Source organism: Variovorax sp. RTB1, assembly GCF_035018765.1.
Lineage (GTDB): Bacteria > Pseudomonadota > Gammaproteobacteria > Burkholderiales > Burkholderiaceae_C > Variovorax.
The window spans coordinates 1-17,732 of the sequence record NZ_JASJXG010000051.1; the positions used below are offsets into that span (position 1 = coordinate 1).

Here is a 17,732-nt window from a genome sequence, read left to right on the forward strand (position 1 = left end):
CCCTTGTAGTCGTCGGTATGCGGCGCAGCCTTGATGCGCTTCATCTGGTCCAGGCAACTGAATGCGCGGTCTGCGCTCTGCGCGGCGGGAAGGGGTTCGACGGCCATGGGGGATGTCTTTGTTTGTGTGTGGTCGGTGGATCGGGTGGGTTCGCAGAGGCGGCTACTCGGCCTTGGCGGGATTCTTTGGGTAGCCCATATGCGACGGATGGTTCGGGTTCTGTGGCCCTGCGTCGTATACCCACACCTTGATTTCGTCGTTGGGCAGGAAGAACACCTGCACGTTTCCGCTCTCTTCGCCGTAGCGCTCGACGGGGACGGTTTTGCTCAGGGTGCGCTCGATGGAACAACATTTGATTTGCTCTGCGATCGTCAAATGCTTGCGAGTTTCATAAAGCGTGGTCCAGTGGCCCATCGTCCAGTCCACCTTCACAGTCAGCCCCGGTGTCCACTGCCCGGGCAGCGAGACGCAGCATGAAACTCCGCCACCACCGCCGTACGGGGGGAGATTGGAGGCGTAATTGCCGTTCACGTAAAACTCCTGCACCCCCTCGTTGGTGAAGTTGTAGCCCGTGATGCCCACGGCCATGGCCGGCGCCACGCGTGGTGCGGGCGGGTTGCAGCCCGTCAGCGCCAGGCCCATGAACAAGGCACAGGCCAGCGCCAGCCAGCGGACTAAATTGGATGGGACTTCATGCATGCCAGAAACGCTCAACTGCGGCCCATTGGGAGGCACTCCATTGCTCAACCTCGTCGGGCAAACGCGCAGCGCCACTGCGCACCCGCAACCAGGTTTCACCCAACTCAGGTGTCGCTTCAAACTCCCCAGCCACGCGCAGCGCTAGCGACGTGAAGGCCAACTGGTCTTGTTGTCGCGTGATGCCGAGCGCCGCCGTCCGTTGCAACACGCGCTGCAGCCACACGTGCAGTTGTGCGCCGGTGCGGCTGTCACTCCAGAAAGATTCAATGGGACGCAGGGCAGCGTGCAAGATGTCAGCCGCCGCGTCGTCGAGCATGGCCGCGTACTGCGCGTCGTCGAGTACAAGATCCGACTCCGGCCCTGAAAGCGATGACTCTGACTCGATCACCATGCTCTGCGCGCGTCCTTCGCGGTCAGGCCAGACCCATTCGCGCACGGTGGCTTGCAGTTGCGCCCGCTGGGCCCAGTGCATGTGGCGCAAAAAGCTGCTGAGCACGCGGGTGTCTCCGACTCGCATATAAAGCGGCAAATCGTCAGCGGTGGTGGCGCCGGCCAGCCAGGCCAAGACGCCACCCAACGCACCGGTGCGTCCGGCCGCGATACGTACAAAGCTCACTCCCGGTCGGTCGGCCATGACGGTGCGCATCGATTCCAGCCCATCGTGGGCGTCCATAGCAACCCAGGGCCAGATCAAAAGGCCAAACTCTTCGTATGCACTAAGCGCTGTGTCGTCGAAAGCGCGCAGCGGGGTGCCGTACGCGTCCTGCAGTAGTCGCGCGCCCTCCAAGCCCAAAAGAGCGCCGTCGACGATCGTCCATACGCTGTCATCGCCGCGAAACCGTTGTCCGAGTTGCCCGTGCCAAACCTTGACTTGTTGCAATGTTTCACCCAGCAGCGGGTCTTGAAGGTATCGTCGTTGCATCAACGTACCCCGAATGGCGCACCTGCGGCCAACGCTTTGAGCAGACACTCTTTGCAGACGGACGTGTATTTAGGCTCGGGGAATTTGATGTCCGGCACTGGAAGACTGTCGGGACCGATCATGCTGTGCAGGCTGGCATGCTCGATCCAGGCGCCTTTGGTCCCGTGCACGATGCCCGTGCTGTTCCACCGGCTGTAACTTGTGCCCCCGTTGATCTCCACCTCTTGCTTGGCTGTAATCGTGATCTTGTTAGCGGTGTGGGTAATGTCGAGCTTGGCCAGAAGATTGATGCTGTTCTTCAGAGCACGAATATCGATGTCGGCATTTGCCGCGACCAATCGCATGCCGGCGTTGTACGCAAATAGCCGGATCGCTTCCTTGGCGCTGGCCAGAAGGCTGCCTGCCGTGGATATGGTTGGAGAAGTCGCTGAGAGACGTCGCCCCGGCAGGCAAAGCGGCAAGGGCCGACGCAAGGTCTTTTTCAATGGCCTGCGAGTCGACCTGATAGTGGCGGCAGATGCGATGCAAGTCGCTGTCGTTCAACTGCCAAAGCTGGTGCAGCCAGTGCGTCAGCTCGACATAAGGATTGCCGCGCAGCTTGGCGAATGCAGTGGCCGACTCAATGGCCCGAAACAGTGTGATGTCGAGTTTGCCGAAAAGCGCTCGTCGAGAGATCGCCATTCAGAAGCTCCCGCCAAGGCACGCACTGCGGGTGCGCCGCAGCGCGCGGCAGCACACCCTGCGCTCGCCCCGCTCCCTCAAGAAAACAATTTCGAACATGACCTGCATCCCTGCGTCTTTTTGTAGATCGGGATTCTGGTGCGTGGCGCACCGCGCCGAGAAACTCAATGATCGTCAAAGGTTAACTGGATCACAAACCCAAGCCGTACGTGAACTTGTGCCGGACCCTGTTTTGAACCAGTCATCCGAAAGCATTACTCCGCGAGATCCTGCGACGGTGAGTGATGTTTCGCTCTATGCATCCAACGTCAAATGCTGCCCATGAATAGCAGCGGCAGCGGACGAAGCAAGAAAGCCAATTGTCTTTGCCGCGACCGCAGTCGACACCCATTTATCGGGATTTGCATCCGGCATCGCCTGCCGGTTGGCCGGTGTGTCGAGCACGCTGGGTGCCACGCTATTCACATTAATGCCGTGCAACGAGAGCTCGGCAGCCATCGACTCGACCAACCGCTGCAGCGCGCTTTTGGAGGCGATGTATGCCGACATTCCCGCGAGGCCGCGCCCGGCTGTCTTCGCCGTCACTGCGATCACGCTGCCCGCTTTGCGCTCGATCATCGAAGGGACGAAAGCCTGGGCCACCGCGACGAACGACCACGCGTTGAGATCCATCATGCGATCCCACGCCGCACGCGTCAGTGCATGTGTCTCTTCGCCCATCGCGAAGCCGCCTGCGATGTGCACGACGGTGTCGACGTGCGTGAACGCCGCCAGCACTTGCTTCGCCGCGCCGGCGACTGCAGACGCCGACGTAACGTCTGCCGCGATCAGCAGATGCCGCGAGTTGTCCAGGCCAGGATACGTGCTGCTCAGGTGTTCGGCGCTATGGTCCAGCAGCGCGACACGCGCGCCCGCATCCAGAAAGTACTGCGCGACCGTGCCGCCCAAGGCACCCGCGGCGCCGGTCAATACGACGTTTTGTGGCGTGTTTGCTTCGATCATGGTGTTTCCCTCAAGCCGGCGACAAAAACGCATCCTAGCGCGGCCTGTTTTTGCTGGGCTATAATCGAAGGATTGCCTGATGACAGCGATGTCGATTCAGGGGCTCTTAGCTCAGTTGGTAGAGCAGCGGACTCTTAATCCGTAGGTCGAGTGTTCGAGTCACTCAGGGCCCACCACCAAACATCCCGTGGTATTGAAAAGCCTGCTATTTAATCAATAGCAGGCTTTTTTCATTTCGCGATCGGATCGAACTTCCCCGCCACTTCGTCGACCGACGTGTTCTGCGCGCCTGCGATGAGCCAGCGGCCGTCACGCTTCACCAGAAACATGTCGCGGCGCATCCGTCAGTTTTCAGCCGCGATGGCAGTGTTCGCCCCGGCGTGTCCGTCGAGTCATCCACTGTACCGACAAGCGGCATGAAAGGATTGGACAGCGGCTATGTGGGATTGAACCCAATCGGTGCGCATAGTTAATCGAGCGCCACGAGACACTCATATATGCCAACCGCCTGCAGTCGCTGAAGCACTGCGATCCCATGACAACGCGGCTTTTGCTGCGTTTGAAGATCGGATCACTGCCACTTTGCATGCGGCTGGAATGCCGATTGGGTATCGGCACAGAGTCCTTCATTTCGACCGCACACTCGCGAGGAGTAAAGTCGAGTCCTTCACAGTCCCTGGAATTACTTATGGCGCAGACATACGAGCAAGTGCAAAAGCAGATCGAGTTGTTGCAGCAGCGAGCACAGAAACTACTCCAACGCGAGGCTATTGGAGTCATCGAGCGCATCAAGGAAGCGATAGCGCACTATGGAATCACGGCTGCGCAACTTGGCTTCGAATCCAGCACTGCGCCGAGCGTGACGGTGGCTTCCAAGGCCAAGTCTTCGGCATCGCAATCTCCCAAGTTCGCCGATGGCAATGGCAACGTCTGGAGTGGTCGCGGACCGCGTCCGCGTTGGCTTCGCGAAGCACTGACGGCTGGAAAAGCACTCGAAGACTTCGCCGGAACGGCGACAACGACGGCCGCAAACGCCCTGCTTCCAAAGACAATAAAGAAAGCAAAGCAAACCAAGCGGAAAAACGCAGCGGCGAAGGCGAAATCGACGTCCAGGCCGCGCTACAAAGACGACGCAGGACGGGAGTGGAGTGGCATGGGCCCGCGTCCCAAGTGGCTGAAAGAAGCCATCGAGTCCGGAAAGACTCTGGAACAACTTTCCAGCTGAACAGTCTCTGACGGATTGCTGACCGAACCGGCAGGCTATGCGAACCCCTCGTGATGCGCGCAAGCCGATTGAACAATCGATTTGCGAGCGGGTCATGGTTTTTGCTTGCGTGCAGGCGTTGGGCAAACGTTAGGGCTGGTCGTCAAGCAGGGCTTCGGCCGGCCGGACCAGTTCGGCCCTAAGACGCCGACACCCTTAAACGCGTTGCTGGAATACCTGCGCAGCGCGCTGTTGTATGCGAGGGTCTATGCGAGGTTCAACGCGCGACGCCGAGCAACCGCTCCAGCACCTCGGGCTGCACCCGCAAGGCTGCTGCAGTGTCGGCATGCACCACGGTCCCTTGGTCGAGCACCACGGCTTCGTCGGAGATCGCGAGGATCGCCTGCGGATGCTGCTCGACGATGATCGCCGACAGCCCCTCGTCTTGCGTAATGCGGCGGATGGCGCGCAGCAACTCTTCCACGATGATCGGCGCCAACCCTTCCAACGGCTCGTCGAGCAGCAGCAGCTTGGGGTTGACCACCAGCGCACGGCCGACCGCCAGCATCTGCTGCTCGCCGCCCGACAACTGCGTGCCCAGGTTGCCCTTGCGCTCTGCCAGCCGCGGGAACATCTCGTAGACACGCTGCGCGTTCCACTTGCCGGTGCGCTCCACGGCTGTGAGGTTCTCATGCACCGTGAGCGACTTGAAGATGTTGCGCTCCTGCGGCACCCAGCCTATGCCCGCAGCAGCGCGCTGGTGCGGCGCGAGCTTGTGCAGCGCAACCGCAGACGCGCCGGCGCCCAGCGTGATGCTTCCGCCATGCTGCCGCGTCGCGCCGGCCAGCGTGTTGATCAGCGTGGTCTTTCCCGTGCCGTTGCGGCCCAGCAGTGCCAGCGTCTGCCCTTCGCCGAGGGTCAGCGAAATACCGGTAAGCACCACGGCCTCGCCGTAACCAGCGCTCAGGTTCTCGATGCGGAGCAACTCAGACATGCGCCGCTCCTGCCAAGTTGTCGGAGCCGCCCGTCCCAACAGCTCCATGGCCGAGGTACACCTCTTTGACCTTCGGATCGTTGGCGATGGTGTCGGGGTCGCCCTCGGTCAACAGCGTGCCGTTGACCAGCACCGTCATGCGATCGGCGAAGCTGAAGACTAGGTCCATGTCGTGCTCGATCAGCAGCACCGACACATCGGCCGGCAAGGCGGCGACAGTCTGCAGCAACTCCTCACGCTCCCCCGCCGGCACGCCGGCCACCGGCTCGTCGAGCAACAGCACGCGCGGCTCGCACGCCAGCGCAATGGCGATTTCGAGGAGACGTCGCTTGCCATACGCCAGGTGCTTCACTTGTTGCGACGCAACTTCTGCAAGACGAAATTGGTCGAGCAATTGCGCAGCACGTTCGACCACCGCCTTCGATGCGCCCAGCGGTTTCCACCACTGCGCCGCACCGCCTTGCTGCTGCGACACGACCAGCGCCAGCGTTTCCAGCGGCGTCATCGAATCGAAGAGTTGGTTGATCTGAAACGTGCGCACCATGCCGCGTGCGACGCGCAGATGCGGCGGCAGTCGGGTGATGTCCTGGCCCAGCAATTCGATGCGCCCTTCGGTCGGCGTCAGCACGCCGGTCAGGATGTTGATGAGCGTCGTCTTGCCTGCGCCGTTGGGGCCGATGAGCGCGTGACGCGCACCGCGCTTGAGCGTGAGCGAGACATTGTTGGTCGCGGTGATGCCGCCGAAACGCATCACCAGGCCGGTGGCGGCGAGAACGGTTTCGGTGACAGCGGTGTCGGTCACTTCGGCATTCATGCGCGTTTGAACAAGGTCGATGGCTTGAACAAGCGCTCGCGCCCGACCAGCACCAAGATGACCAGGATCAAGCCGATCCAGAACATCCAGTACTGCGGCGTCACCGCAGACAGCCAGTTCTGCAACAGCTTGAAAACGATGGCGCCAGCCACGCCGCCGTAAAGCCAGCCCACGCCGCCGATCACCAGCATCAGAAGCACGTCGGCCGAGCGGTCGAAGGCCAGCACGTCGAGCGAGGCGAAGCCGGTGGTTTGCGCGAGCAGCGCGCCCGCCGCGCCCGCCACGCCTGCGGCGACCGTGTAGATCGTGACCAGCCGCGCCGCCACCGGAATACCGATGGCCATGGCACGCAGCCGGTTGTCACGAATCGCCTTCAGCGTCGCGCCGAAGGGCGAGTGCACGAGCCGGCGCATCAGCAGAAAAAGCACCAGCATCACGACGAGCGAATAGGTGGCCGCGGTGCGACCGAAGAGGTCGAACTCGAAAAACCCGAGCACCGGCGCCATCACCACGCCTTGCAAGCCATCGGCGCCGCCGGTCAGCCAATCGAGCTTGTTGGCCAGCTCCAGCAAAAGCAATGCAGTGCCGAGCGTGACCATCAGCCGCGTGAGGTCGCTGCCACGCAGGATGGTGACGCTGGCGATCGTGCCCAGCGCCGCCGACAGCACGATCGCGACGAACAGACCGACGGTCGGGTCCGGCATCACGAGCTTGGCGAACAACGCCGCCGCATAGGCACCGAAACCGAAGAACGCCGCATGACCCAGCGACACGATGCCGGCATAGCCGAGGATCAGGTCGAGCGACATCGCGAACAGCGCCACGATGGCGATCTCGTTGACCAGCAGCGCATGCGACGGCACCAGCCACGGCAGCGCGAACGCGACGATCCACACCACGAATTCCCATGGCCGCCAACGTGCCTTATTCAGCAGAGCGAGGCGCGCGACATCGCCGTTCATCAACGGCCTCCCTTGCGCGTGAAGAGGCCCTGCGGCCGCCACATCAAGATCAAAATCATCAGCAGGTAGACGGTAAAGGCGCCCATCTTGGGAATGAAGTATTTGCCGGCCACATCGGCAATGCCAAGCAGCAGTGCAGCAGCAAGCGGCCCGGTGATCGAAGACGTGCCACCGACCGACACCACGATCAAAAAGTAGATCATGTACTTGAGCGGAAACGTCGGATCGAGCCCAAGGATTTCCGCACCCAGAGCACCGCCCAGGCCGGCCAGCCCCGAGCCGACCGCGAAGGTCAGCAGGAAGACGATGTTGACGTTGATGCCGAGCCCCGCCGCCACGCGCGGATCGTCCACCGCGGCACGCAACCGACTGCCGAAGCGCGTCTTCGAAAGGATGAGCTGCAGCACGACCGTCAGTACTGCGCACACGCTGATGATGAAGAGTCGGTAGTGGCCCATGCCGAGCATCAGTGCGCCATCGCCGATCTCGGTGCGACCGCGCAGCCACTCGGGCAACTGGATGTTTTGCTGGGACGATCCGACGAAGTAGTCGACCGCCGCTACCGCCATGAAAGCCAGGCCGATCGAAAACAGCACCTGGTCCAGATGCGACTTGCCGTACATCGGCCGGTACAGGGTGCGTTCCAGCAACGCACCCGCGGCACCGACGACGACGAAGGCCAGCGGCAGGCACCACAAGAACGGAATGCCGAGCTTCTGCATCGCGAACACGGTGAGGTAGCCGCCCGCCATCGCGAAAGCGCCGTGCGCCAGGTTGATGAAGTTCATCAACCCCAGCGTGACGGCGAGCCCGACAGCGAGCACGAACAGCAGCATGCCGTAGGCGACGCCGTCAAAAAGAATAGTCAGCAAAGCTCGCCCCCCGGCCCGCTGGACATCACTTTTTGGCTTTGCCCGGGTCTTTCACAGCCTTGATCACATCGAACTCGACGTTGTAAAGCTGCCCGTCCTTCTTCTCGACCTTGCGCAAATACACGTCCTGCACGATGTCGCGCGTTTGCGCGTCGATCAGCACTTCGCCGCGCGGGCTCTCGAAGACCTGGCCCTTCATCGCCGCCAGCAAGGCATCGCTGCCGCCCTGGCCCTTGGTGGTCTTGAGCGCCTCGTAAATCACGCGCATGCCGTCGTAACCACCGACCGCCATGAAGTTGGGCCGCATGCTCGGGTTGGCCTTCTTGAAAGCCTCGACGAACTTCTTGTTGGCGGCCGACGGGTGCGCCGCCGAGTAGTGGTGCGAGGTGACCACGCCGAGTGCGCCATCGCCCATGTCGTTCAGCTGGTCGTCGTCGGTCACGTCGCCGGTCGCGATCAGGCGGATGCCGGCCTTGTCCATGCCGCGTTCAAGGAACTGTTTCATGACCGCAGCGCCGGCGCCCGACGGCACGAAGACGAACAGCGCATCGGGCTTGTCGTCGCGCACCTTCTGCAGGAATGGCGCGAAGTCGGGGTTGCGCAGCGGCACGCGCAGCTTCTCGATGACCTTGCCGCCGTTCAGCTGGAAGCGCTCGGTGAAATACTTTTCTGCGTCGTTGCCCGGGCCATAGTCGGCCACCAGCGTGACAACGGACTTGATGCCATTCTTGGGGGCCCAGTCACCCATCGGCAACGACACCTGTGGCAACGTGAAACTGGTGCGCACGATGTACGGCGACGCCTCGGTGATGCTCGACGTAGCCGCCGCCATGACCACCTGCGGCGTCTTGGACTGCGTGGAGATCGGCGCGACGGCCAGCGCCAGCGGTGTCAGGCCGAAGCCTGCGAGCACGTTGACCTTGTCGTTGACGACCAGCTCCTGCGCGAGGCGCTTGGTCACATCGGGCAGGCCGGTGTCGTCCTTGACGATCAGTTCGATCTTCTTGCCGGCGACGGTGTCGCCGTTCTGCGCCATGTAGAGCTTGGCGGCCGCTTCGATCTGGCGGCCGGTCGAGGCCGACTGGCCCGTCATCGGCAGGATCAGGCCGATCTTGAACTTGTTGTCCTGCGCATGAGCGGCCAGCGGAAGGGCCAGGGCCAGCGCGGTCAGGCCGGCGGTCTTGGCAAAGAAGCGACGATGCATGAGTGTGTCCTCGGACGGGGATAACAAAAACGTGAACCTCTGATTGTCGGCACTCGACGGGCGCAGACCCTCATGGTAAATACTGCAGTGTTCGTTGTGCGAACAAATGTTCGATTAAATTCACCGCGACGCCGGAATCTAGCATTCCCGGCAGCCTTGCCTGCGCCATTCGATACGGGCTCCGATACGATCCTTCCTTCCTTTGTAGATCCTTCTCGCAGATTCGATGGAGACACCATGACCGAACACGCCCATTTGCCCGCCCACTACGACCACGTCGGCAGCTTTCTTCGCCCCAAGTACCTGCTCGATGCACGCGAGCAAAAAGCCAAAGGCACCATCACGCCGCAGCAACTGCGCGAAGTCGAAGACAAGGCGATCACCGAGATCGTCAAGTTCCAGGAAGACGTCGGCCTGAAGAGCATCACCGACGGCGAGTTCCGCCGCACGTACTTCCACATCGATTTTCTGGAGCAACTCGGCGGCGTCAAGACCGATATTCCGGTGACCATTCGCCGGCCCGACGGCACCGAAGAGCTCGCGCCGCCTGTGATGCGCGTGATCGACAAAGTCACCCACAAGCAGAACATCCAGCTCGCCGACTTCGAGTACCTGAAGTCGCAGGTCGCGGCCGGCCGCACTCCCAAGGTCACCATCCCCTCGCCCACCATGCTGCACTTTCGCGGTGGCCGCGCCGGCATCAGCAAAGAGGCGTATCCGGAACTCGACCCCGCGTTCTACGACGACGTGGCCAAGGCCTACGGCGACGAGCTGCGCTCCCTGTCCGCTGCCGGCTGCAACTACGTGCAGATGGACGACACCAACCTCGCCTACCTGTGCGACGAGCACATGCGCGAAGCCGCCCGCCGCCGCGGCGACGATCCCAATGAACTGCCGCATCGCTACGCTACCTTCATCAACAAGGTGGTCGCACAGAAGCCGCCCGGCATGCTGCTCGCCATGCACCTGTGCCGCGGCAACTTCAAGAGCACCCACGCGGCCGCCGGCAACTACGAGCCGGTAGCCGAGGCACTCCTCAAAGAGATGGACCTCGACGCCTACTTCATGGAGTACGACGACGCGCGCTCCGGCGACTTCAAGCCCCTGCGCTACCTGCCCAAGGGCAAGACCGTGGTGCTCGGGCTGGTGACCACCAAGTTCGGCCAGATGGAAGACAAGGACGAACTCAAGCGCCGGATCGACGAAGCCGCCAAGTACGCGCCGATGGAGCAACTCGCACTGTCGCCGCAATGCGGTTTTTCGAGCACCGTGCACGGCAACAACATTGCGGTCGAAGCGCAGCGCGCCAAGCTGCGCCTGGTGATTGAAACAGCGCAGGAAGTCTGGGGAAGCTGACGTGCTGACGCTCTTCTCGGGTCCGCTCAGCATGTTCGGCGCCAAGGTGCAGATCGCGGCGCTCGAGAAGGGCATCGCGTTCGAACTGGTCATGGTCCCGTTCGATCGTGACGACCGCTACCTGCCTCTGCATCCTGAGGTCGCGCGCATCAATCCGAAGAATCAGGTGCCGGTGCTGATCGACACGTCGGTCAGCGATGGCCCGCTCGAACTGTTCGACTCGACCCAGTTGTTCGAATACCTCGAAGACCTGAAGCCGGAGCCCGCGCTGTGGCAGTCGGGCATCGCGGCGCGTGCCCACACGCGCCAGCTCGAACTGAAGTCCGACGAGGTGTTCTTCCCGCATGTCATCAAGCTCTTCGGCTTGCAGGACGACATGCAGAGCGCCGCGGCACAGGCCGCTTGTGCGGGTTGCGCTGCGTTCTACGAGTACCTCGAAGCGCTGCTCGCCGGGAAGGACTATCTCGCGGGCGGCTACTCGTATGCCGACATCGCTTTCTACGTCGCGCAGACCTATGCGGAGCGCAAGGGTGCATTGATGACCACGGAGGCGCCACGCCTCATAGCGTGGCGTGAACGCGTTGGGCGGCGCCCTGCGGTTGTGGAGGTCATCGCGCCGATGATGCAATTCCTGGCGTCGCAAAACCGCGGCGTCCCGCTGCATTTGCAACACCTCCTGCACGAAACGGTGCCGCACCGTCCGCAACAGCCTCGCAGCGACGCCTGATGCTGCACGCGCTGGTCGCCTGGCTGCCGTCGCCCGCCCAGCATTTTTTGTTCGGTGCGCTGGCCGTACTGGCCTACGTGCTCACCACGCGGCTGCGGCGCGAGCAGCGCGCACCGTCCACGGCCATCGCCTGGGTCATGGGGCTCGCGCTGGTGCCGTACCTGGTGCTACCGATGTACCTGATGTTCGGCCGCCGCAAGCTGCGACCGGGCGGCTCGCCACGACCGCCCCGCATAGCACCACCGGGCCACTGGGCGGCCGAACTTATCGAAAGCTTCGGCCTCGCCGCGCCGAGCCGCTGCGAAATCCGCATGCACGCCGATGGACAGCACGCTCGCGACGCGCTGTTCGAGGTGATCGAAGGCGCACGCGAACGCCTCGACATCTGCACATTCATCATCGGCGATGACGCATTCGGCCGCGACGTGATCGAGCGGCTCGCGCGCCGCTCGCGACAGGGCCTGAAAGTGCGCGTGTTGCTCGACGGCTTCGGCGCGCTGAGCTTGCCGCGCCGCTACTTCGACACGTTGCGCGAGGCCGGCGGCGAAGTGGCGGTGTTCCGGCCGATCTTCAGCCTGCGCCGCGACGGGCCGCGCAACCTGCGCAACCACCGCAAGCTCACGATAGCCGACGACAGTTGGCTCTGGTCGGGCGGCCGCAACCTGGCCGGCGAATACTTCAACGGCAACGAGGCACACCCGGTCGCGTGGCGCGATCTCTCGTTCGATTTGCGCGGTGAAGTGGCCGCTGCGGCAGCACGCCAGTTCGATCACGACTGGGCCTCGGTGCGCGGCCGCAAGCCCCGTTCCATCGGTCCCGACGCCGCGCTGCCCCAGGGTGGCACGCTGGCCCAGTTTCTCCCCAGCGGCCCGGACCAGACCGAAGACACGGCGCAGTCGCTGCTGCTCGACGCCTGCTTTCGCGCCGAGCACCGCATCCTCGCGATCACGCCGTACTTCGTGCCCGGCGACGGTCTGCGCGACGCCTTGCGGCTGGCGGCGCGCCGCGGCGTGCAAGTGACGCTCGCGATACCCCAGCATTCGAATCACCGGCTGGCCGATTTCGTCCGCACCCGCGCCATGCGCGACCTTGCCCGTGCCGGCGTCACCTTCCGGATGCTCCCCTTCATGGCGCACGCCAAAGCCGTGGTGGTCGACGACACGCTGGCGATGTGCGGTTCCATCAACCTCGACCTGCGCAGCCTGCTGCTCAACCACGAGGCCGCCGTGGTGTTCTACGGCGAGCCCGAAATCGAATGGCTGGCCGAGTGGATCGAAACCACCGCGTCGGCCGGCGAGCGCTATCGGGCGCGCTCGCCGGGCATCGTGCGCGACATAGCCGAAGGCTTGCTGCTGACCATTGCGTTCCAGCTCTAGCGGGACTCGCCGAACGCCTGGAACCGTTCGAAGAGACAATGCGCTTCATGGCTGAAACCGCATCGCTCGAAACCTTTCTGAACCCCTACACCCACGGATTCGCGAGGGTCGCCGTCGCAGTGCCGCGCAATCGCATCGCCGACCCGGTTTTCAACGCCGCCGAGACCATCGCAATGTATCGCCAGGCCGCAGCCGACGGTGCCGCGCTGGTCGCGTTCCCGGAGCTGGGGCTGTCGGCTTACACCTGCGACGACCTCTTTCATCAGGCCGCCCTGCTCGAAGCCTGCGAGGTCGCGTTGCAAGCGGTGGTCGATGCATCGCGCGACATCGGCGCGGTGGCCATCGTCGGACTGCCGCTGCGCGTCGACCATCGCCTGTTCAACTGCGCGGCGCTCGTGGCCGGGGGGCGGTTGCTCGGCGTCGTGCCCAAAACCTATCTGCCCAACTACAGCGAGTTCTACGAGGGGCGGCAGTTCAACGGTGCCGACAGTGCGCTCGCGACCGATATCGACCTGTGCGGCGAGCGGGTCCCGTTCGGTTCGGAGCTGATATTCCATGCGCGCGATCTGCCGCTGCTCAAGATCCATGTCGAGATCTGCGAAGACGTGTGGGTGCCGCTGCCGCCATCGAGCTTCGCGGCGCTCGCGGGCGCCACGGTGCTGGTCAACCTGTCGGCATCGAACATCACGATCGGCAAGTCGAGCTATCGGCACCAGCTGGTCAGCTCGCAATCGGCGCGTTGCCTGTCGGCGTATTTGTATTCGTCCGCCGGCATCGGCGAATCGACCACCGACCTGGCCTGGGACGGCCAGGCGCTCATCTACGAAAGCGGCGAGATGCTCGCCGAGAGCGAGCGCTTCAGCAACCGGTCGCACGTCATCAGCGCCGACGTCGACCTGGAGCGCCTGTCGCGCGAACGCATGCGGCAAAACACCTTCGGCGTGTCGGTGCAAAAGCACAAGGCGGCGCTGGCCGACTGGCGCACCATCGAGTTCGACTTGAAGGCGCCCACCAGCGTGCCGGGCGGCCTGCGCCGCAGCGTCGAACGGTTCCCCTATGTACCGGCCAACGCCGCGACGCTCGACGAACGTTGCCGCGAGGTTTTCAACATCCAGGTGCAGTCGCTGGTGCAGCGGCTGGAGGCGAGCCACATCGACAAGGTCGTCATCGGCGTGTCGGGGGGGCTCGACTCGACCCACGCGCTGCTCGTCTGCGCGCAGGCGATGGACCGGCTGAAGCTGCCGCGCGCCAACATCCTCGGCTTCACCATGCCCGGCTTCGCGACCAGCGACCGCACGCTGGCGCAGGCGCACCAGTTGATGACGGCCATCGGTTGCACTGCGCGCGAGATCGACATCCGTCCGAGCTGCACGCAGATGCTGTCCGACCTGGGCCATCCGTACGGCAGGGGCGAGCCGGTGTACGACATCACCTTCGAGAACGTGCAGGCTGGCGAGCGCACCAGCCACCTGTTCAGGCTGGCCAATTTCAACGGCGGCATCGTCGTCGGCACCGGCGATTTGAGCGAGCTCGCGCTGGGCTGGTGCACCTATGGCGTGGGCGACCACATGTCGCACTACAACGTGAATGCGAGCGTGCCGAAGACACTCATCAAGCACCTGGTGCACTGGGTCGCGCATCAAGAATTTCTGTCGCGCGAAGGCAGTGCGACGCTGCTCGCGATCCTCGACACCGAGGTGAGCCCGGAGCTGATCCCGACCGATGCCGCGAGCGCCGCCGGCACGCAACCCGGCCAGAAGACCGAAGACACGATCGGCCCGTACGAGCTGCAGGATTTCCACCTCTACTATGTGCTGCGCTACGGATTCAGGCCGACCAAGGTAGCCTTTCTCGCGTACACCGCGTGGCACGACCGCAGGCTGGGCCTGTGGCCCGATGCGCTGCAGGGAGAGCGCAACGAGTACGCCATCGGCGATATCCGCAAGCACCTAGGCACCTTCCTGTACCGCTTCTTCAAGACCAGCCAGTTCAAGCGCTCGTGCGTGCCCAACGGACCCAAGGTCGGCTCGGGCGGCTCGTTGTCACCGCGGGGAGACTGGCGCGCGCCGAGTGATTCCGAAGCCGAAGTGTGGATGGCCGACCTGGCGCGCGTGCCAGAGCGGTGAGTTCAGGACCCGGCGCGGTGCCGGGGCGAGCGCCCGCTCTTGCGCTTGTTGCGATAGCTCGCATTGCCGAGCCCGGTGCCAATGGTCAACACGGCCCAGCGCTTCACATCCTGCATGAAGGGCAACTCGCTCAGTCCCTGCACCACCGCGTCGTTGTGCATCAACGCCTCGGTAGGCTCGTCGCCGATCAGCGGAATCTTCTCGCACAAGGCGGTCGGCAGATGGAAGTCATCGCGCTCCCAGTTGCCCGGCAGGTTCTGCGCACCGCGCGCGATCGAGCCGTCCCGCCGGATGATCCCGGGGCAGGCAATGCCGACGAAAGGCGCCAACCGGATGTCCTTCTTGTGGCTGTAGGCAATCATTTCTTCGAGCATTGCGACCAGCCCGTCGACCAGTTCGGCCTGCTTCGGGTTGTCGTCGGCATGGCGCCACTTCTGGCGCTTGACGACGCGAGCCTTCGACAGGTCACTGGCCTTTTTCCAGCGCGGCTCGACGATGCCGCAACGCACGTTGGTACCGCCGATATCGAGCGCGAGAATGGCGTCGTAGTCGGTCACCATGCGCGGCGGCGCCAAATGCACCCAGCCCAACAAACCGCCGTCGTCGACCTCGTGCCGCAGCCGCGCGAGGCCGACCTGCACGTTGTCGGCATCGAGCATCACCGCAGCTTGCAGGATGGCGCGCTCGCCCACGTCGCTCTCCGGAAAGCCGCCGCCGATGACGATGCGCTCTACGCCTTGCCACGCCTTTTGTCGCATGTACCGCTTGATCACACCCGCCAGCTCTCCGGCAAATTCTTCAATGGCGCCTTCCACCGCATCGGTGGCCTCGGTCGCGTCTTTCATCTGCAGCATCTGGTCGATCTCGCTCTTGCTGAGATCGGCCGATCGCGCATTGCCCATCGGGTCGACACCGTTCCGGCGCTTACGCTTGCGCCAGACATCGAGCAGCTTCCGAAATGCCGTCTGGCTGGCGCGATCACCGATGAAACCATCGTCGTCGCGCACTTCGAGGTTGTAGCTTTCGATGATGACCGACGGCATGTTGCGCGTGCCGTGCAGGCCGGCAGTTGCAGGGACCGGCTCGGTCATGGCCTCTGGGGCTTCTTTCAACGGCTTGGCGGGAGAAGGCGTTTTGGCTTTGTTCATGCGTGTCCGGACTCTGCGCAATTGCAGGCTCGCCGTCATCGGCCACGCCCACGAACGACTGTAGGAATCGGGCGTGACGTGCGCGGGGACGCACGGCGTTCGCTTTGGCGCCGATACACTGCGCCGATGCAACCCCTCCGCCACCTTCGGCTCGCAATGGCTACCGCAGTGGCGCTCTTCCTGCTCGCCTCGACCGCATTCGCCCAAGTCAACGAGACGCTGCGCATCGGCTCCAAGCGCTTCACCGAGTCGTACATCCTGGCCGAGGTGGTGGCGCAGACTGCCGCTCCCTTCACCGGCACGCCACCGGTCATTCGCCAGGGCCTGGGCAATACCGCGATCGTGTACGAAGCATTGCGCTCCGGCGGCATCGACATGTATGCCGAATACACCGGCACCATCGCGCTCGAAATCCTGAAGAGCGACAAGCCGATGTCGCGTGAAGCGATGAGCGCCGCGCTGGCGCCGCTGGGTCTCGGCGTCGGCGCGCCGTTCGGCTTCAACGACGGCTACGCGCTGGCAATGCGCGCGGCCGACGCCGATCGGCTCGGTATTCGCAACCTGAGCGACCTTGCCAAGCACGCCGAACTCCGGCTCGGCCTCTCCAACGAGTTCATCGGTCGTGCGGACGGCTGGAAAGGCTTGACGACGGCCTACGGCCTGTCGCAGTTGCCAACCGGACTCGACCATGGTCTTGCCTACGACGCGATCAAGGCACAGCAGGTCGACGTCATCGACATCTACACCACCGACGCCAAGATCGACAGCCTCGGCCTGCGCGTGCTGCAGGACGACCGCAACTACTTCCCGCGCTACGACGCCGTGGTGCTGTACCGGCTCGACGTGCCCACGCGCTCTGCCAAGGCCTGGGCCGCGATCGAAAAGCTGCAGGGCCGCATCGACGAGCGCGCCATGATCGCGATGAACGCGCGCGCCGAGTTGCAAGGCGCCGGCTTCGACGTGATCGCGCGCGACTTTCTCTCGGGCAGCAAGGGCGATACGGCCGAGCGTGGCTTCATGGCCAAGCTGTTCGGACCCGACCTGTGGCGGCTCACGCGCCAGCACCTGCTGCTGGTCGGTGTCTCGGTCGGGCTGGCGTTGTTGATCGCGGTGCCGCTGGCCGTCGTCGTGTTTCCCTTCGTCCGACTGCGCGCCGTGGTGCTCGGCCTCTCGGGCTTGCTGCAGACCGTGCCGTCGCTCGCATTGCTGGCGGTGCTGATCTCGCTCATCGGTTCGATCGGCACGTTGCCGGCGCTGATCGCGCTCACGCTTTACTCGTTGTTGCCGATCATGCGCAACACGGTGACGGGTTTGACCGAAGTGCCCGAAGGCGTGCGCCAGGCCGGCACCGCCCTGGGCATGACGCATGCGCAAAGCATGCGGCTCGTCTTGCTGCCACTGGCATTGCCGACGCTGATAGCCGGCGTGCGCACCGCGACCACGATTGCGATCGGCACGGCAACGATCGCTGCATTTATCGGCGCGGGGGGTTACGGGGAGCGCATCGTGACCGGGCTGGCGCTCAACGATCGGGCCTTGCTCGTGGCCGGCGCGTTGCCCGCCGCGGCGCTCGCGCTGGTCAGTGAGGCGATCTTCGAAACAATCGAATGGCTACTGCGGCGGGGGCGTCGCTAACGTTTTCTTT

16 protein-coding genes, 1 tRNA gene and 1 pseudogene are annotated in these 17,732 nt (G+C 63.6%); 7 read left to right on the top strand and 11 right to left on the bottom strand.

Features of this window, described 5'->3' with window-relative positions:
• Positions 1-162: 162 nt before the first annotated feature.
• The 5 genes and pseudogenes from QN397_RS22490 to QN397_RS22510 all read right to left on the bottom strand — a co-directional run bounded on the left by QN397_RS22490 (position 163) and on the right by QN397_RS22510 (position 3,304).
• Positions 163-699, bottom strand: coding sequence for a DUF3304 domain-containing protein (locus QN397_RS22490; protein ID WP_323498112.1), 537 nt, complete (start codon positions 697-699; stop codon positions 163-165).
• On the bottom strand, positions 692-1,621 hold the full coding sequence (locus tag QN397_RS22495; RefSeq protein WP_323498113.1) for a hypothetical protein: 930 nt from the start codon (positions 1,619-1,621) through the stop codon (positions 692-694). The genes QN397_RS22490 and QN397_RS22495 overlap by 8 nt, the downstream gene beginning before the upstream one ends.
• Positions 1,621-2,106, bottom strand: a complete 486-nt coding sequence (locus QN397_RS22500) for a DUF2345 domain-containing protein (RefSeq protein ID WP_416352210.1) — start codon at positions 2,104-2,106, stop codon at positions 1,621-1,623. The genes QN397_RS22495 and QN397_RS22500 overlap by 1 nt, the downstream gene beginning before the upstream one ends.
• Positions 2,030-2,302 (bottom strand): annotated as a pseudogene (locus tag QN397_RS22505) (type VI secretion system ATPase TssH); the annotation flags it as partial. The pseudogene QN397_RS22505 and the gene QN397_RS22500, both read right to left, overlap by 77 nt.
• A 294-nt stretch (positions 2,303-2,596) precedes the next feature.
• Complete coding sequence (locus QN397_RS22510) at positions 2,597-3,304, bottom strand: SDR family NAD(P)-dependent oxidoreductase (protein WP_323498114.1); 708 nt, start codon at positions 3,302-3,304, stop codon at positions 2,597-2,599.
• Positions 3,305-3,404: 100 nt separating this feature from the next.
• Here QN397_RS22510 and QN397_RS22515 point away from each other — a divergent pair.
• Together QN397_RS22515 and QN397_RS22520 are read left to right on the top strand one after the other, a co-directional pair.
• Positions 3,405-3,480, top strand: a tRNA-Lys gene (locus QN397_RS22515).
• A 359-nt stretch (positions 3,481-3,839) separates the two neighbouring features.
• The gene (locus QN397_RS22520) at positions 3,840-4,529 is read left to right on the top strand and encodes an H-NS family nucleoid-associated regulatory protein (protein WP_323498115.1); all 690 of its coding nucleotides are present in this window, start codon (positions 3,840-3,842) and stop codon (positions 4,527-4,529) included.
• Positions 4,530-4,785: 256 nt separating this feature from the next.
• On the opposite strand, the gene QN397_RS22525 is transcribed toward QN397_RS22520, so the two are convergent.
• Genes QN397_RS22525 through QN397_RS22545 form a run of 5 tightly spaced genes read right to left on the bottom strand, consistent with a single transcriptional unit; the run spans position 4,786 to position 9,354 of the window.
• Complete coding sequence (locus tag QN397_RS22525; RefSeq protein ID WP_187051151.1) at positions 4,786-5,502, bottom strand: ABC transporter ATP-binding protein; 717 nt, start codon at positions 5,500-5,502, stop codon at positions 4,786-4,788.
• A complete protein-coding gene (locus QN397_RS22530) occupies positions 5,495-6,316 on the bottom strand; it encodes an ABC transporter ATP-binding protein (RefSeq protein ID WP_323498116.1) in 822 nt (273 codons plus the stop codon). The genes QN397_RS22525 and QN397_RS22530 overlap by 8 nt, the downstream gene beginning before the upstream one ends.
• Positions 6,313-7,278: a branched-chain amino acid ABC transporter permease gene (locus QN397_RS22535; protein ID WP_323498117.1), complete on the bottom strand. Its 966-nt coding sequence runs from the start codon at positions 7,276-7,278 to the stop codon at positions 6,313-6,315. Before QN397_RS22535 ends, QN397_RS22530 begins: the two co-directional genes overlap by 4 nt.
• On the bottom strand, positions 7,278-8,150 hold the full coding sequence (locus tag QN397_RS22540) for a branched-chain amino acid ABC transporter permease (RefSeq protein ID WP_323498118.1): 873 nt from the start codon (positions 8,148-8,150) through the stop codon (positions 7,278-7,280). The genes QN397_RS22535 and QN397_RS22540 overlap by 1 nt, the downstream gene beginning before the upstream one ends.
• Before the next feature lie 25 nt (positions 8,151-8,175).
• Complete coding sequence (locus QN397_RS22545) at positions 8,176-9,354, bottom strand: ABC transporter substrate-binding protein (RefSeq protein ID WP_323498119.1); 1,179 nt, start codon at positions 9,352-9,354, stop codon at positions 8,176-8,178.
• A gap of 237 nt (positions 9,355-9,591) precedes the next feature.
• On the opposite strand from QN397_RS22545, the gene QN397_RS22550 reads away from it, so the two are divergent.
• From QN397_RS22550 to QN397_RS22565, 4 genes are read left to right on the top strand one after another with little or no spacing between them, the layout of a single operon-like run.
• Positions 9,592-10,710, top strand: a complete 1,119-nt coding sequence (locus QN397_RS22550; RefSeq protein ID WP_323498120.1) for a 5-methyltetrahydropteroyltriglutamate--homocysteine S-methyltransferase — start codon at positions 9,592-9,594, stop codon at positions 10,708-10,710.
• A gap of 4 nt (positions 10,711-10,714) precedes the next feature.
• Positions 10,715-11,437, top strand: a complete 723-nt coding sequence (locus QN397_RS22555; protein ID WP_323498144.1) for a glutathione S-transferase family protein — start codon at positions 10,715-10,717, stop codon at positions 11,435-11,437.
• Positions 11,437-12,813, top strand: a complete 1,377-nt coding sequence (locus QN397_RS22560; RefSeq protein ID WP_323498121.1) for a phospholipase D-like domain-containing protein — start codon at positions 11,437-11,439, stop codon at positions 12,811-12,813. The genes QN397_RS22555 and QN397_RS22560 overlap by 1 nt, the downstream gene beginning before the upstream one ends.
• Before the next feature lie 47 nt (positions 12,814-12,860).
• Positions 12,861-14,939: an NAD(+) synthase gene (locus tag QN397_RS22565; protein ID WP_323498122.1), complete on the top strand. Its 2,079-nt coding sequence runs from the start codon at positions 12,861-12,863 to the stop codon at positions 14,937-14,939.
• A 2-nt stretch (positions 14,940-14,941) separates the two neighbouring features.
• Here the strand turns inward: QN397_RS22565 and QN397_RS22570 are convergent, their stop codons facing one another.
• Positions 14,942-16,087 (bottom strand): ROK family protein, encoded by a 1,146-nt coding sequence (locus QN397_RS22570; RefSeq protein WP_323498123.1) that lies wholly within the window; start codon positions 16,085-16,087, stop codon positions 14,942-14,944.
• Positions 16,088-16,243: 156 nt separating this feature from the next.
• Between QN397_RS22570 and QN397_RS22575 the strand changes: the two genes are divergently transcribed.
• Positions 16,244-17,722 carry a glycine betaine ABC transporter substrate-binding protein gene (locus QN397_RS22575; RefSeq protein WP_323498145.1) on the top strand — a complete coding sequence of 493 codons (1,479 nt, stop codon included), beginning with the start codon at positions 16,244-16,246 and terminating at the stop codon, positions 17,720-17,722.
• Positions 17,723-17,732: the final 10 nt, after the last annotated feature.